At 62.3% G+C, this 14,439-nt stretch carries 12 protein-coding genes and 1 pseudogene; 8 read left to right on the forward strand and 5 right to left on the reverse strand.

The features are described 5' to 3' along the window. Positions 1–9 precede the first annotated feature (9 nt). Together EHW12_RS19725 and EHW12_RS19730 are read left to right on the forward strand one after the other, a co-directional pair. Positions 10–1,248: a benzoate/H(+) symporter BenE family transporter gene (locus tag EHW12_RS19725; protein WP_125051528.1), complete on the forward strand. Its 1,239-nt coding sequence runs from the start codon at positions 10–12 to the stop codon at positions 1,246–1,248. After that, complete coding sequence (locus tag EHW12_RS19730; protein WP_042447890.1) at positions 1,245–1,694, forward strand: thioesterase family protein; 450 nt, start codon at positions 1,245–1,247, stop codon at positions 1,692–1,694. Before EHW12_RS19725 ends, EHW12_RS19730 begins: the two co-directional genes overlap by 4 nt. Here the strand turns inward: EHW12_RS19730 and EHW12_RS19735 are convergent. Then, positions 1,691–2,719, reverse strand: coding sequence for a phosphotransferase family protein (locus EHW12_RS19735; RefSeq protein ID WP_003941376.1), 1,029 nt, complete (start codon positions 2,717–2,719; stop codon positions 1,691–1,693). The genes EHW12_RS19730 and EHW12_RS19735 overlap by 4 nt on opposite strands. A 220-nt stretch (positions 2,720–2,939) precedes the next feature. On the opposite strand from EHW12_RS19735, the pseudogene pdhA reads away from it, so the two are divergent. From pdhA to EHW12_RS19760, 5 genes and pseudogenes are all read left to right on the forward strand, one after another. Beyond that, a pseudogene (gene pdhA / locus EHW12_RS19740) lies at positions 2,940–4,027 on the forward strand (pyruvate dehydrogenase (acetyl-transferring) E1 component subunit alpha). Further along, complete coding sequence (locus EHW12_RS19745; RefSeq protein WP_054828116.1) at positions 4,024–5,001, forward strand: alpha-ketoacid dehydrogenase subunit beta; 978 nt, start codon at positions 4,024–4,026, stop codon at positions 4,999–5,001. The pseudogene pdhA and the gene EHW12_RS19745 overlap by 4 nt, the downstream one beginning before the upstream one ends. After that, complete coding sequence (locus tag EHW12_RS19750; RefSeq protein WP_125051530.1) at positions 4,998–6,206, forward strand: dihydrolipoamide acetyltransferase family protein; 1,209 nt, start codon at positions 4,998–5,000, stop codon at positions 6,204–6,206. The genes EHW12_RS19745 and EHW12_RS19750 overlap by 4 nt, the downstream gene beginning before the upstream one ends. A gap of 10 nt (positions 6,207–6,216) precedes the next feature. Further along, entirely contained in the window at positions 6,217–7,422 is a 1,206-nt protein-coding gene (locus tag EHW12_RS19755) for an MFS transporter (protein ID WP_064074723.1), read from the forward strand. Between the two features lie 41 nt (positions 7,423–7,463). Continuing rightward, a complete protein-coding gene (locus EHW12_RS19760) occupies positions 7,464–8,105 on the forward strand; it encodes a hypothetical protein (protein ID WP_003941332.1) in 642 nt (213 codons plus the stop codon). A 393-nt stretch (positions 8,106–8,498) separates the two neighbouring features. On the opposite strand, the gene EHW12_RS19765 is transcribed toward EHW12_RS19760, so the two are convergent. The 4 genes from EHW12_RS19765 to EHW12_RS19785 all read right to left on the reverse strand — a co-directional run bounded on the left by EHW12_RS19765 (position 8,499) and on the right by EHW12_RS19785 (position 13,427). Continuing rightward, the gene (locus EHW12_RS19765) at positions 8,499–9,929 is read right to left on the reverse strand and encodes an NAD(P)(+) transhydrogenase (Re/Si-specific) subunit beta (protein WP_003941368.1); all 1,431 of its coding nucleotides are present in this window, start codon (positions 9,927–9,929) and stop codon (positions 8,499–8,501) included. Then, positions 9,929–10,252 carry an NAD(P) transhydrogenase subunit alpha gene (locus tag EHW12_RS19770; protein ID WP_003941319.1) on the reverse strand — a complete coding sequence of 108 codons (324 nt, stop codon included), beginning with the start codon at positions 10,250–10,252 and terminating at the stop codon, positions 9,929–9,931. The genes EHW12_RS19765 and EHW12_RS19770 overlap by 1 nt, the downstream gene beginning before the upstream one ends. Further along, entirely contained in the window at positions 10,252–11,361 is a 1,110-nt protein-coding gene (locus EHW12_RS19775; RefSeq protein ID WP_003941381.1) for a Re/Si-specific NAD(P)(+) transhydrogenase subunit alpha, read from the reverse strand. The genes EHW12_RS19770 and EHW12_RS19775 overlap by 1 nt, the downstream gene beginning before the upstream one ends. Positions 11,362–11,888: 527 nt before the next feature. After that, on the reverse strand, positions 11,889–13,427 hold the full coding sequence (locus EHW12_RS19785) for an AMP-binding protein (protein ID WP_003941397.1): 1,539 nt from the start codon (positions 13,425–13,427) through the stop codon (positions 11,889–11,891). Positions 13,428–13,618: 191 nt separating this feature from the next. Between EHW12_RS19785 and EHW12_RS19790 the strand changes: the two genes are divergently transcribed. After that, positions 13,619–14,437, forward strand: a complete 819-nt coding sequence (locus EHW12_RS19790) for a maleylpyruvate isomerase family mycothiol-dependent enzyme (RefSeq protein WP_003941328.1) — start codon at positions 13,619–13,621, stop codon at positions 14,435–14,437. The last annotated feature ends 2 nt before the right edge of the window (positions 14,438–14,439 follow it).

Genomic DNA, 14,439 nt, shown 5'->3' on the forward strand with positions numbered 1-14,439 from the left:
TCACTGACCATGTCGGACTCCACAGATACCACCGAACCGGAAGCCGTTCGCAGCAACTCGCAACCGATGAGCGCAGGCATCGTCACGGCCCTCGTCGGCTTCACCAGTTCGTTCGCGGTGGTCCTCACCGGCCTCGCCGCTGTCGGCGCGGACGCGACCGAGGCGGCGTCCGGACTGCTGGTTCTGTGTGTGACCCAAGCGTTGGGAATGCTCTGGCTCTCACGCCGGTATCGGATGCCGATCACCCTGGCCTGGTCGACGCCCGGTGCCGCTCTGCTCGCCGGCGCCGGAGCCGTCGAGGGTGGGTGGCCGGCGGCGGTCGGAGCATTCATCGTCGTCGGAATCGCGATTGTTCTGACCGGACTGTGGCCGACGCTCGGAAGGATCATCTCGGCAATCCCGACGCCCCTCGCGCAGGCGATGCTCGCCGGGGTTCTGATGCCGTTGTGCCTGGCGCCGATCATCGCCGTCCGGGACGCCCCCGCAGCGGTCGCGCCCGTCATCCTGGTTTGGCTTGCCGCGCAGCGCTTCTCCAAGCGATGGGCGGTTCCGCTCGCGTTTCTCACAGCAGCGGTCGTGATCGGGATCAGCCTCGTCACGTCGGATCGAGTGCTCGACGCCGGCGCCATGATTCCCCGCATTGATCTCACCGCGCCGTCGTGGACCTGGCAGGCAATGATCGGCATTGCGATTCCCCTCTACATCGTCACGATGGCTTCGCAGAACATTCCCGGTGTGGCCGTGATGAATTCGTTCGGATACACCGTTCCCTGGCGACCGTCGATGATCGTGACGGGTATCGGCACCATCGTCGGCGCACCGGCCGGTGGCCATGCGATCAACCTCGCGGCGATCAGCGCAGCCCTGGCCGCCGCCCCCACCGCACATCCGGATCCCAAACGTCGATGGATCGCTGCCTTCACCGCAGGCTGGGCGCATCTCGTTCTCGCTGCCGGCGCGGCCGCGGTGGCCGCTCTGGTAGCCGCCGCACCGGCCGGAGTCGTGGAAACTGTTGCCGGACTGGCGCTCCTGGCAACGCTTGCCGGCGCCCTCACGTCGGCGCTGAGCGAGGCGAGTGAACGTGAAGGCGCCGTGGTCACGTTTCTGATCGCCGCATCCGGGGTCAGTATCCTGGGAATCGGATCGGCATTCTGGGCACTGTTGGTGGGGCTGATCGTGCGTGCAGTCCTACAGGGCACCACCCTGCCCCCACTCTCGCGAAAGTCCTCACTACAGTCGAAGCCGTGAGCACAGCGCAGACGCCCCCGTCGATCAGCGAGTTTCCCGTTCTCTGGCCCGTCCCGACGCGGTGGGACGACAACGATCACTACGGCCACGTCAACAACGTGACCTACTACTCGTACTTCGACACCGCGGTCAACGCCTGGCTGATGTCTTCCACTGGAACCGACATCCGCACCCTGCCTGCCATCGGCGTCGTCGCCGAGACGTCGTGCCGGTACCTGAGCGAACTGTCGTTCCCCGAGCAGTTGCAGGTGGGTATCTCCGTCGAGAAGCTGGGCACCAAGAGCATCGTCTACGCCCTGGCGATATTCCACGAGGTCGACGGTGGCAATTGGGAACCCGCTGCCACCGGCCGCTTTGTCCACGTCTACGTCGACGCCGACACCCGTAAGCCGGTGGAGATCCCGGCGGCCATCAGATCGGCAGCCGGGACCTTGACCGAAAACTAGCTCAGACCGAGCTGATCTGCCGTCAAGACGGCGCGTGCAACGATTCCGTCGATCAGCGCGACCGTCGGGCCGCCGTGCTCGGCCTTGTTGCGCGGATCGTCGAGGATACGTCGCAGCACGCCCTCCGCGATGATCGAGAGCTTCCACAGAGCGAGTACGTGCCAGTATCCGACCGCTGACACGTCGCGGCCAGTCGCCTCGACGTAGGCAGCGACCAGCTCGTCACGGTTCGGGAAGCCTTCCAGCGTGGACGCCATGAACGGACCGGCAACCTTGTCACCGGCTTCCGGCCAGTACGCGAGTAGCGCACCGAGGTCCGCGAGCGGCTCCCCCAACGTGCACAGCTCCCAGTCGACGACGGCAACGATGCGCCCCTCGGCCGGATCGGTGATGACGTTGTTGAGGTGGAAGTCGCCGTGAACCAACGTCACTTCGTTCTGTTCCGGAATGTTTCGGTGCAGAATCTCGGCCAATCGGTCGACATCCGGAACATCGCGGGTCTTCGACTTCTCCCACTGCGCCGACCACCGCTTGAGCTGACGCTCGGCAAAGGGCTTGCGGCTGGCCAGGTCGTCCAGCCCGGTCTCTTCCAGGTCAACTCCGTGGATGCTGGCGAGGGTTTTGGGCATCGCCAAGCCGACCGCGCGACGCTCGTCCTCGGTCAACTTCTGAGCCACCGGAACGCCGTCGATCACAACGCCGTCGATGTAGCTCATGAGGACCAGCGGAGCGTCCGTGATCTCCGGATCTTCCGTGATGCCGAGGATCTTCGGAACCGGCACTTTGGTTCCCTGGAGCGAGGACAGGATGCGGTGCTCGCGAACGACGTCGTGCGCGGACGCCAACAACGTGCCGAGTGGAGGTCTGCGCAGTACCCACCGTCCTCCGCCCGCATCCGTCACGGAGTAGGTCAGGTTCGATTGCCCGTTACCGATCCTCTCGAAAGTCAGTGGTGTCGTGGCGCCGACCCCCAGTTCGGCGATCCACGCGGAAACAGCTTCTTCGTTCAAACCGACTGCAGTCACCGCACCGATGCTAGCGGTTGAAGTCCGATCGGTTGGCCGTACCGACACGTTTGTTACTCGTCAGTTCGCAGCTCAGGTCTTGATACGGCAGTGAAAATACTTGCGGATTTCCCAATCAGGGGATCCTGATGGTAGAGCGACAACTGCATACGACACATCGGGATTGTGCGGCGTACTCACGAGGCGCGCCGGGCATGAGCAGAAACCGAGGTGAGCGAAGATGGTCGACAACCTCGATTATCCGGTCCAACTCATCCAACCGAACGGCGCACGGGTGTGCCGTCCCGAATTCGACCGCCTGATAACGGACATCGGGCCTGACGAACTGCTGTCGTTGTATCGCGATCTCGTCGTGAGTCGCCGCATCGACACCGAAGCTGTTGCCCTGCAGCGTCAAGGTGAAATCGGGTTGTGGGCTCCGATGCTCGGTCAGGAAGCCGCCCAGGTCGGTTCCGCGAGAGCGCTCGCCCCAGACGACTTCGCGTTCACCAGCTACCGCGAACATGCCGTCGCGTACTGCCGGGGTGTTCCCCCGAATTGCTGACCACCATGTGGCGAGGAATCTCCCATTCCGGTTGGGATCCAGAACAATTCAACGTCACCAACCCGGCGATCGTCGTCGGCTCCCAAGGGCTGCACGCCACCGGATACGCACTCGGCGCACACCTGGACGGCGCCGAGATCGCAACGATCGCGTACTTCGGCGACGGCGCCACAAGTCAGGGCGACATCGCCGAGGCGATGGGATTTGCCGCCAGTTTCCGTGTCGGCGTTGTCTTCTTCTGCCAGAACAACCAGTGGGCAATCAGTGAACCGGTATCCCTCCAGTCACGCACGCCCATCTCACATCGGGCAATCGGTTACGGCATCCCCGCGATCCGCGTCGACGGTAACGACGTCCTTGCCGTGCTCGCCGTGACGCGCTCGGCGTTCAATCGCGCACGCGAAGGCAGCGGCCCGACGTTCATCGAGGCGATCACCTGCAGAATGGGCCCGCACACGACCTCCGACGATCCGAGCAGGTACCGCACCGATACGGATATGTCGGAGTGGAGAAGCCGCGATCCGCTCGAGCGAATGCGTCTGCTCCTCGGCCGTCGCGATCTTCTCGGAGAAAACGAACTCAGCACCATCGCGGCAGCCGCCGACGACGTCGCCGCTGGACTGCGACGCGCAACCATCGCGCTCGCCGATCCGCCCCCGTCAGCGCTCTTCGATCACGTCTACGCCGAGGCACACCCACTGATCGACGCTGAACGCGAAGAGCATCGCGCGTATCTCCGTAGCCTGGAAGGGGCTTCGTCATGACCGTCATGAATCTGGTGACCGCGCTCAACACCGGCCTTCGACGCGCACTCGAAGACGATCGTCGCGTTGTCATCATGGGCGAGGACGTCGGCCGTCTCGGCGGCGTATTCCGGGTTACCGACGCCCTGCAGAAGGACTTCGGCGACACCCGGGTGATCGACATGCCCCTCGCCGAATCAGGGATCGTGGGAACAGCTTTCGGTCTTGCATTGCGCGGATATCGTCCGGTCTGCGAAATTCAATTCGACGGGTTTGTCTACCCGGCTTTCGATCAGATCGTCTCGCAGGTGGCCAAGATCCAGTACCGCACCCGAGGCGCTGCCTCTGCGCCACTGACGATTCGGATTCCCAGTGGCGGCGGAATCGGTGCGGTGGAACATCATTCGGAGTCGCCGGAAGCGTACTTCGCTCACACCGCGGGACTGCGGGTGGTGTACCCGAGCAATCCGATCGACGGTTTTCACATGATCCGCCAATCCATTGCGGCCGACGACCCGGTGATATTCCTCGAACCCAAACGGCGCTACTGGGATACCGCCGACGTGAATACCGATGCTGCGCCCGAGCTTCCGCTCCACCGTGCTCGCGTCGCCCGCTCGGGGAACGACGCGACAGTGGTTGCGTACGGATCCATGGTCACCACCGCACTCGACGCCGCGCGGATCGCCGAAGAAGAGGGGCATGATCTGGAAGTGGTGGATCTGCGTTCACTCTCCCCCGTCGACTTCGACACGATCGAGGCGTCGGTGAACAAGACAGGCCGGCTTGTCGTCGTCCATGAGGCGCAGAAGTTTCTCGGCGTCGGCGCCGAAATCGCAGCACACGTCGCGGAACACTGCTTCTATCAGCTGGAGTCACCGATCCTGCGGGTCACCGGATTCGACATCCCCTACCCGCCCGCCAAGCTCGAGCGATTTCACCTTCCGGACGCCGACCGGATCCTCGCAGCACTCGACCGGACGCTGGCAGCATGAGTACAGGGCACGAATTCCGGTTGCCGGATCTCGGCGAGGGCCTGACGTCCGCCGATCTGGTCGAGTGGACGGTCAGCGTCGGCGACACGGTGGCACTCAATCAAGTTCTCGCCCAGGTAGAGACAGCCAAAGCTCTTGTCGAACTGCCGTCGCCCTACGTCGGCGTTGTCAGAGAACTCCTCGTCGAACCCGGCACTACCGTTCCGGTGGGTACTCCGATCATCCGTATCGAGGAGCCTGCAGATTCACCGTCTCCAAGTGATTCACAGTCTCCGAGCGTGCTGGTCGGATACGGACCCGCGGCGGAGAGACCGAGCCGCCGACGGAGCAAGATCACGCCGTACTCGCAATCCGCGGCGAGTACCGAGCGTCGGCCCGCAACCCCCCCGGCGCGGCGCGCGGCCCGCGAAGCCGGCATCGATTTGAGCGAAATCACCGGCAGCGGATTCGACGGTGCCGTCACCGCGGCTGACGTCGCAGACGCGCTTACCGTGCAGGCGCCTTCGGATAACGCGACACGCCTGGCCCCGTCCGGCGTACGAAAACAGATGGCGTCGGCGATGGTTGCCAGCACCCGCGCTCCGCAGGCCAGCGTCTTCCTCACCGCTGATGTCACGCCTTCGATGGAACTGCTCGGCAGGCTCCGTTCCTCGGAGGCGTTCACCGGACTGTCCCTCACTCCGCTGACTCTCGCTGCCAAGGCAATGGTGGCCGCCATCGCCTCGCACCCGATGGTGAACGCGCATTGGGACGAGGCCCGCGGCGACGCCGTCATCGACGATCACGTGAATCTCGGCATCGCCGTCGCCTCCGAACGTGGACTGTCCGTGCCCAACATCAAGAGCGCCCAGACCCTGAGCCTGGTCCAGCTCGCACGCGCGGTGACCGAACTGACCGTCGCTGCCCGTGAGGGAAAGACGGACGTCCGTCACCTGACCGGTGGCACCGTCACGATCACCAATGTCGGAGTCTTCGGCGTCGACGGCGGCATTCCGCTTCTCAATCCGGGAGAAGCCGTCATTCTCTGTCTGGGCTCGGTGAGCGAGCGTCCGTGGGTGATCGAGCGCAAGATCGAAGTGCGGAGCGTCGTGACACTGACGTTGACGTTCGACCACCGCGTGCTGACCGGTGAGCAGGCCGCGAGATTCCTCTCATTTGTCGCAGAGATGCTCGCGAACCCGGACCTGTTGCTGACTCACCTGTAGAAAGGAACGAGTGAGCGTCAACCCCACCGACCGCGCAGTCCCCACCTCCGCCCTGGTGCGCGCCCGCGCCGGCATCTTCGGCATTTTCGGCATCAACGGATTTCTCCTCGCGATGTGGGTCGTCCACATCCCGTCCATCGAACACCGAGTGGGGATCAGTCACTCGACGCTCGGCTCACTTCTTCTCCTTCTTGCAGTCGGAGCCATTGCCGGCATGCAGTTGAGCGGCCCGCTCGCAGATCGATACGGCAGCAGACGCATGGTCGTCCTGGCGGGTAGCGGGCTGGCATTCGCCACTCTCGGCCCGGGGTTTGCCACGAACACCTGGCAACTGGGCGCTGCACTTGTCGTGTTCGGCTTTGCGAACGGCGCGTTGGACGTGTCGATGAACTCGCAGGCCGTCGAGGCCGAACAGCTGTACCGGCGCCCGATCATGGCGGCCTTTCACGGCATGTTCTCGGTCGGTGGCGTATTGGGCTCTGTCATCGGATTCGGCACTCTCGCACTGGATCTTCCGCCGTACGTCACGCTCAGCATCGCGTCGGCAATCGGCTTGCTGGCAGTCTGGTTGTGCTCGCGACCCCTTCTCCCTCACGTCGACGTGCATGCCGAAACCGCGTCGACTACCGGAAAGACACACGGCAGATTCTCGGCTCGCGTACTTGCCCTCGGAACCCTCGCCTTTGTTCTGATGCTGGCCGAGGGAGTGGCAAACGACTGGAGCGCGCTGCAGGTCAAGGAAGATCTCGGTGTTTCGAATGCCGTTGCCGCACTGTCGTTCGGCGCATTCTCCGCCATGATGACCGTCGGCCGGTTCACCGCGGATCGGATCAGCGCGGCGGTAGGCCCGGTGGCAGTGGTTCGCTACGGTGCGTTGCTGTCGTCCGTCGGAATGCTGACCGTCGTGGTATCCGGCTGGCTACCACTGACGTTGCTCGGTTGGGCCCTGTTCGGCGCCGGCCTGTCGGGATGCATTCCGCAGATCTTCACCACGGCCGGAAATCTGGGCTCAGGTTCGGCCGGCACCAACATGTCTCGCGTCGTCGGCATGGGATACATCGGATTCCTCGCCGGTCCGGCAACCATCGGCTGGGTCACCAAGCTTGTGCCTCTCACCACAGCAATGTTGATCCCGTTTGCATGCGTCCTGGTCGCAGCGGGTTGTGCGGGTGTCGTTCGGCGCGATTCTCCGACCGCCTACAGACCTCACAGCTGATCCTCACGATCGGCACAGACTCAACAGGGATGCTGGTACTCGTGACCGTCTCGACCTCCACCCAGCACCCCGCTCCCTCCACAACCACTCGCTTCCTCGTCCTTGCCGCGATCGCCGTCGTAGCGCTGGGCGTCTTGTATTTCGTGCGACCCACCTCGCCCGGTTTGAGCGTCCCGGAACAGGTGCGCGCACTTGCCGAGTGGACGGTAGGCCGATTCGACGTCACCGCTGTACTCGCAGCCACTACCGCTCTGGCCGTCGTCTCGATGGTCCGCGGACTGCCATACGGCATCGGCGCGATCCTGCTCCTCGGAATGGGCGCCAATCTCACCAACGCGGCATTCGGTTCCTGGCTCCCCGATGTTCCCCAGGACCTATTGCCCAGCGGTCACGTCGCAGCGGCGACCGCGCTGTACTGCTCGGCGATCTTGATCTCCGCCCCGCAGTGGCGTCCGGTGGTCGCCGGGCTCGGATTCGTCGGAGTTGCTGCGATCGGTGCCAGCGCGCTCGCCGCCGAGCTGAGCGGCCTTTTCGGAGTGATAGCTGGCATTCTGATCACCCTGGTATGGGCCTGTGCCGCAGCCATTTTGATGGCACGATCGCCCATCGCCGCGAAACGTGAAGAGCTGCGCCCAGATACGGCAGCCATCGCGTTCTCCAGGCACCGGAGCATCCGACTTTAGTCCTAAATCTTTGGGATTCAGAGATTTTCGCCGATAGCTCTCCCGCCACGGTTGGACATGACGTATGTTCTGAAATGTCCGAATCAAGTAGTTCCACAGCGAAGGAGTCTTTACCGTGAGCCTCGAAGATCTGAACCCGCTCGAACTGATCCAGAAGTTGATCGAACTACTTTCCGGCTTCTCTTCCGACCCCGAAACCCCCGAGGTTCCGTAAAACGTCGCCAGAGGCGCCTGTTCCGAGTTTCGTCTCGGAGCAGGCGCCTTTGTCGTTTCAGCACAAGAAGTCGTTTCAGCACAAGAAGTCGTTGCAACACACGACATCTTTGCAACACACGGCCACGAAAAAGGCGTCCACTCGCAGCTGCGAGTGGACGCCCCTTCCGAGTACCAGCGCTAGAGCGCCTTGAGTTCCTCGGTTACTTCGGAGACCGACTTCTTGGCGTCACCGAAGAGCATCGAAGTGCCCTCGGCGAAGAAGAGCGGGTTCTCGATACCGGCGAAACCGGAGTTCATCGAGCGCTTGAGCACGATGACGGACTTCGACTGGTCGACGTTGAGGATCGGCATTCCGTGAATCGGTGAGCTCGGATCGTTGCGCGCCGCCGGGTTGGTGACGTCGTTCGCACCGATCACCAAGGTGACATCGGTACGAGAGAACTCGTCGTTGATGTCGTCCATTTCCTTCATCGCGTCGTACGAGACATCCGCCTCTGCGAGAAGAACGTTCATGTGACCGGGCATACGGCCGGCGACCGGGTGAATGGCGTACTTGACCTCGACACCCTTCGACTCGAGCAATTTCGCCATGTCCTTGACCGCGTGCTGAGCCTGCGCGACGGCAAGTCCGTATCCGGGTACGACGATGACCTGGTTGGCGTAGGCCATCTGGATAGCCGCGTCGGCGGCCGAGGTCGCCTTTGCCGTGCGCACGACGCCGTCGGAGGATGCGGCTTCACCGCCACCACCACCGAAGCCGCCGGCAACGATGGCCGGGATGGACCGGTTCATGGCCTTGGCCATGAGGTTGGTCAAGATGGTGCCCGAAGCACCGACGATCATGCCGGCGACGATCATCGCCTGGTTGTTGAGCGCCAAACCTGCAGCAGCAGCTGACAAACCGGTCAGAGCGTTGAGCAGCGAGATGACGACGGGCATGTCCGCGCCGCCGATGGGCAGCACGACCATCAGTCCGAGGATGCCCGAGAGCACGAGCACGCCGACGATCCACAGTGAGCTGGTCGGGCCTTCCGGTGAGATCGCCTTGATACCGATGATCACCGAGAACGCGACGGCGGCAATGAGCAGCAGAGCATTGAGCGGCTGCTGGAGCTTACCGATTCCGATCGGACGACCAGGCAGAGTTTCCTGCAGCTTCAGGAACGCGATCACGCTGCCCCAGAAGGAGATCGATCCGATCACCGCGGCAAAGAGCGAAGCGATGACGATGTGCACCGTCGGCGACTCGCCGTGCTGGAAAGCGGTGAAACCGTCCGAGTCCAGGAACTCCGCGTACGCGATCAACGCGACCGTGCCGCCGCCGACACCGTTGAACAGTGCCACCAACTGCGGCATGGCCGTCATCTTCGTCCGGAGCGCCGGCGGAACGCCGAGCACGACACCGATGACAAGGCCGGCAGCGATGAGGATCCAGTTCCCCATCTCCGCATCACGAATGGAGATCAGAGTGGCAACGACGGCGATGAGCATGCCGACCGCGGCGATCTGGTTGCCGCGGACTGCGGTCTTCGGGCCGGTAAGACCCATGAGGCCGTAGATGAACATCGAGAACGCGACAATGTAGAGCGCATTGACCAGGTATTCCATTACTGGTCACCATCCTTCGACACAGACTTGGCGGCCGGCTTGGCCTTGAACATCGCCAACATGCGGTCCGTGACCACAAAACCACCGACAACGTTCACGGTTCCGAAGACGAGCGCGACGAACAAGATGATCTGCAACCCGATCGAGGGATCGTGCACCTTGCCCAGGACGACCAACGCACCCAGGACGACGATGCCGTGGATGGCGTTCGTACCGGACATCAACGGGGTGTGCAGGGTGTTCGGAACTTTGGAGATCACAGCGAAACCGACGAACCCGGACAACACCAGGATCGCGATGTTCGCCAGAAGTGATGTGTACATCAGGCGCCCTTCTCTTCACGGGTGACGCACGCACCGGCCAGAACCTCGTCGGAGAAATCAGGCGCCAAGGCACCTTCCACCAACATGAGTTCGATCAGCGCGGAAATGTTCTTCGAGTACAACTCGGACGCATGCTCCGGCATGGACGCCGGCAAATTCAGCGGAGAGCAGATGGTCACGCCGTGCTTGACGACGGTTTGACCCGGCTCGGTCAGCTCGCAGTTACCACCGGTTTCACCCGCGAGGTCGACCACGACACTGCCCGGCTTCATGCCTTCGACCGCGGCAGCGGTCACCAGGCGCGGCGCGGGACGACCCGGAACCAGAGCTGTGGTGATCACAACGTCGAAGCCCTTGATCGCATCTTCGAGTGCTTGCTGCTGCTTCGCTCGCTCGTCGTCGGTCAACTCGCGGGCGTATCCACCCTCGCCCGCCGCATCGATTCCGAGGTCGAGCCACTGTGCACCCACCGAACGCACCTGGTCGGCGACCTCAGGACGCACGTCGTACCCGGTAGCGCGGCCACCGAGACGCTTGGCTGTCGCCAGCGCCTGCAGACCTGCCACACCCACTCCGAGGACCAGAACCGTCGCAGGCTTCACCGTGCCCGCAGCGGTGGTGAGCATCGGGAAGAACCGCGTCGACTCCGATGCTGCCAACAGAACAGCCTTGTACCCGGACACGTTCGCCTGCGAGGACAACGCGTCCATCACCTGCGCGCGGGAGATACGAGGAATCGCCTCCACGGCGTATCCCTCGATGCCGGCGGCCTTCAACTCGGCGATGCGGTTGTCCGCATTACGCGGATTCAGGAAACCGATGAGCTTCGCGCCGGTACTGATCCGGGCGATCTCTTCTGTCGACGGAGGCGCAACCTTGACCACCACGTCAGCAGTCCACGGATCGCCGATCTTCGCGCCGGCAGCGGTGTACAACTCGTCGGGAATCAACGCCCCGAGACCGGCCCCGGACTCGACGACCACGTCGACACCCTTGCCGATCAAAGCGGACACAATTTTCGGCACCAATGCGACCCGACGCTCACCATCACTCGATTCTCGAGGGACGCCGACCGACGGACGCACTTGTGCGCTCTTCGATGTTTCCATTTTCCATTACCTTCTGCGGTTGGTGGTTCGCCTGCTGCGACGAGCGGCAACCAGCATGTGATGAGCGGAAGATGACCCGCTTTTGGGTGAATGGTGACTGATAGTAGCCAGAGTTAACGCGGCGTAGGGAAACCGACGACGCACTTTCTCCATCTGAATCGAGTCCGAACAGTATGTTTGGACATACCTGAAGAAGCCTACTGTGAGGCCGATCACACCGGAATGGCGGACTATTCCACTATTTGAAACGGCCGAAAGACGTAAAGGCATCAGAATGACGCGCCGAATAATCACCGTCGAGCGAGTTTACGAACCAGCTTCCGAATGTAACGCCGTCCGACTCCGCGTAGACCGACTCCGGCCACGCGGCCTCAAACGTGAAAACCTGCAGTACGCCTCGCACCGGCCTCGGATGCTCGACCCGTTGTTCTACTGACAGCAAGCAAGGACCTGCCATGCAGTCACGCGCAGGTCCTTGCCGACTATCTCGCAGAATTACTCTGATGTCCTAGTATTTCACTAGAGCATCAATTGCTCACATATTGAGACCGCAACTTGTGCTTGACGAGCTTTCCTGTAGCGGTCCTAGGCAATTCGTCGGCAAAGTCAATGCTTCTCGGAGCTTTGAAATGTGCGACCTGACTGCGAACGTATTCCAGCAATTCCTCGGCGACATGGGCACCAGGCTCGATTCCCTCCGCTAGTTGGACAACCGCCTTGACCTGCTCACCCATTTCCTCGTCGGGAACACCGATGACCGCCACGTCGAACACCTTCGGGTGCAAAGTAAGGATGTTCTCGGACTCCTGTGGGTAGATATTCACACCACCGGAGATAATCGTGAACGCGGCGCGGTCGGTCAGATAAAGGAAACGCTCGGAGTCGATATAGCCGATATCTCCACTCGTCGTCCACGTCGGATGATCCGGATGCTGCGCGGCAGCCGTTTTCTCGGGATCATTGTGGTACCGGAACGGCAAAGTCTCCCGCTCCCAGAACACGGTACCGATCTCGCCGACCGGAAGATCGCGCCCGGCGTCGTCACAGATGTGCACGATCCCCATCACTCCGTCACGCCCGACGGAACCCGGATGCGACAAGGCCTGCTCACTGTTGATGAAGGTAGCGCCCGAACCCTCGGTCGAGGCGTAGTACTCGTAGATCACCGGCCCCCACCAGTCGATCATTGCCGTCTTCACTTCGGGCGGGCAGGGAGCAGCAGCGTGAATGGCGACCTTCACCGTCGAGACGTCGTAACGATCACGGGTCTCCTTCGGAAGTTTCAACATTCGAACGAACATCGTCGGTACCCACTGACTGTGCGTCACAGCGTATTTACCGATCAACTCCAGCGCGGTTTCGGCTTCGAATGCATCCATCAAGATCACGGTTCCGCCGACCGAATTGATCACGCCGCAAAAACGCAGGGGCGCCGCGTGATAGACCGGAGCCGGGCACAAATAGACTGTGTCGGAATCGAACCCGTACATCGGTGCGAACACCGCGGTGTACGGATCCATGGTGGTGTTCACCTCACCCTCCGGGAGATCTCCTTTGATCCCCTTCGGCCTGCCGGTGGTTCCCGACGAATACAGCATGTCAGCCCCACGCGGCTGCGAGTCGAGTGGAGCAGTGGACTGCGCATCGACCGCTTCTTCGTAGTCGTCGAAGCCCTCGAGGGCGCCGCCGTACACCAATCGGTGCCGCACGCGTGGAATCAGCTTCTCGTCCAACGGAACTGCTGCGGACGCCTGCCCCGACGCCACCAGAATTGTCGCCTCGCAGTCGTCGACGATGTAGGCAGCCTCCGAAGCCGTGAGATGCCAGTTCACCGCGGTGATGTAGAGGCCGGATCTCAACGCTGCCCAGTACACCTCGAACGCCCGGAGATCGTTGTTCGAGATGAGAGCGACGTGGTCCCCAGGCTTGGCACCGACACTTCGGAAGTATCGCGCCAACTGCGTCGACCGTTCGTCGAGTTCCCGATAGGTGATGGACTCACCCGTCGCAGGGCGAATGACGGCGGGCTTGTCCGGCGTGGACTGGACAAAATTTCCTGGAAACACGAAGACTCCTCTGTCGGTGACGACAACGCCGCGTGAGCCTGCTTCGGCGTCGACAATCCTGGTCTACCACAGGAACTCTGCCTCCCTCGGAGGTTTGACGACACCGACTCGAAGCATGGGAATGCCCGCTCACTTATCCGCCGGGACATACAGTGAGGAGAACCGCACCGTCCGAAACAGGAGATGTCCACATGAGTGGTTGGCCCCAGGACTCAGTAGTCGACGCATTGACCGAGGAATGGAGAGTCATCGACGCACTGCTGGCCGAACTCGACGGCGATCAGTGGTTGGCACCGTCGAACCTTCCGGGGTGGACGGTTCACGACATCGTGTCCCATCTGATCGGTACGGAATCACTGCTCTCGGGCATCAATCCGCCGTCGATCAATCTGGACGTGCACGCATTGCCCCACGTCCACAACGAGATTGCGGCGTTCAACGAGCGCTGGGTCGAAGGCCTGCGGCGGACACCGCACTCGGACCTGCTGACCCGATATCGCGAGATCACCGCCGAACGAACCGAAGCGCTGCGCTCGATGACCAGCGCGGACTGGGACGCCGAGACACAAACACCGGTCGGTCTTGCGCCCTATGGCCGGTTCATGCGTATTCGGACCTTCGACTGTTGGATGCACGAACTCGACATCAGAGATGCAGTTGGCATTCCGGGTGAGGAAGGCGGATTGCGCGCGGAGACTGCATTCGGCGAAATCACCAGCGCGCTCGGATTCGTCGTCGGAAAACGAGGAAAGGCGCCAGAGGGAGCACGGATCACTTTCGAACTCGAAGGGCCACTTGCCCGTTCACTTCACGTCTCGGTCGACGCGCGAGCAACACTCGTCCCGGAGCTGGACGGTCCGGCGACCACAACCATCTCGATGAGCTCACCACTCTTCACCCGAATTGCCGGTGGCCGCGTCCACGCTTCGGATCACCGAACCGACATCTCGCTTCGCGGTGACACCACGGTGGGCACACGCGTCGTCGACAATCTGGCGTTCACGATTTGAGG

Source organism: Rhodococcus sp. NJ-530 (assembly GCF_003860625.1).
Taxonomy (GTDB): Bacteria; Actinomycetota; Actinomycetes; order Mycobacteriales; family Mycobacteriaceae; genus Rhodococcus_F; species Rhodococcus_F qingshengii.

Excerpts from the sequence above, each read along its gene's own strand:
- EHW12_RS19775 (WP_003941381.1), bottom strand. The coding sequence starts at position 11,361 with ATGGAAACATCGAAGAGCGCACAAGTGCGTCCGTCGGTCGGCGTCCCT.
- EHW12_RS19765 (WP_003941368.1), bottom strand. The coding sequence starts at position 9,929 with ATGGAATACCTGGTCAATGCGCTCTACATTGTCGCGTTCTCGATGTTC.
- EHW12_RS19790 (WP_003941328.1), top strand. The coding sequence starts at position 13,619 with ATGAGTGGTTGGCCCCAGGACTCAGTAGTCGACGCATTGACCGAGGAA.
- EHW12_RS19770 (WP_003941319.1), bottom strand. The coding sequence starts at position 10,252 with ATGTACACATCACTTCTGGCGAACATCGCGATCCTGGTGTTGTCCGGG.
- EHW12_RS19725 (WP_125051528.1), top strand. The coding sequence starts at position 10 with ATGTCGGACTCCACAGATACCACCGAACCGGAAGCCGTTCGCAGCAAC.
- EHW12_RS19750 (WP_125051530.1), top strand. The coding sequence starts at position 4,998 with ATGAGTACAGGGCACGAATTCCGGTTGCCGGATCTCGGCGAGGGCCTG.
- EHW12_RS19745 (WP_054828116.1), top strand. The coding sequence starts at position 4,024 with ATGACCGTCATGAATCTGGTGACCGCGCTCAACACCGGCCTTCGACGC.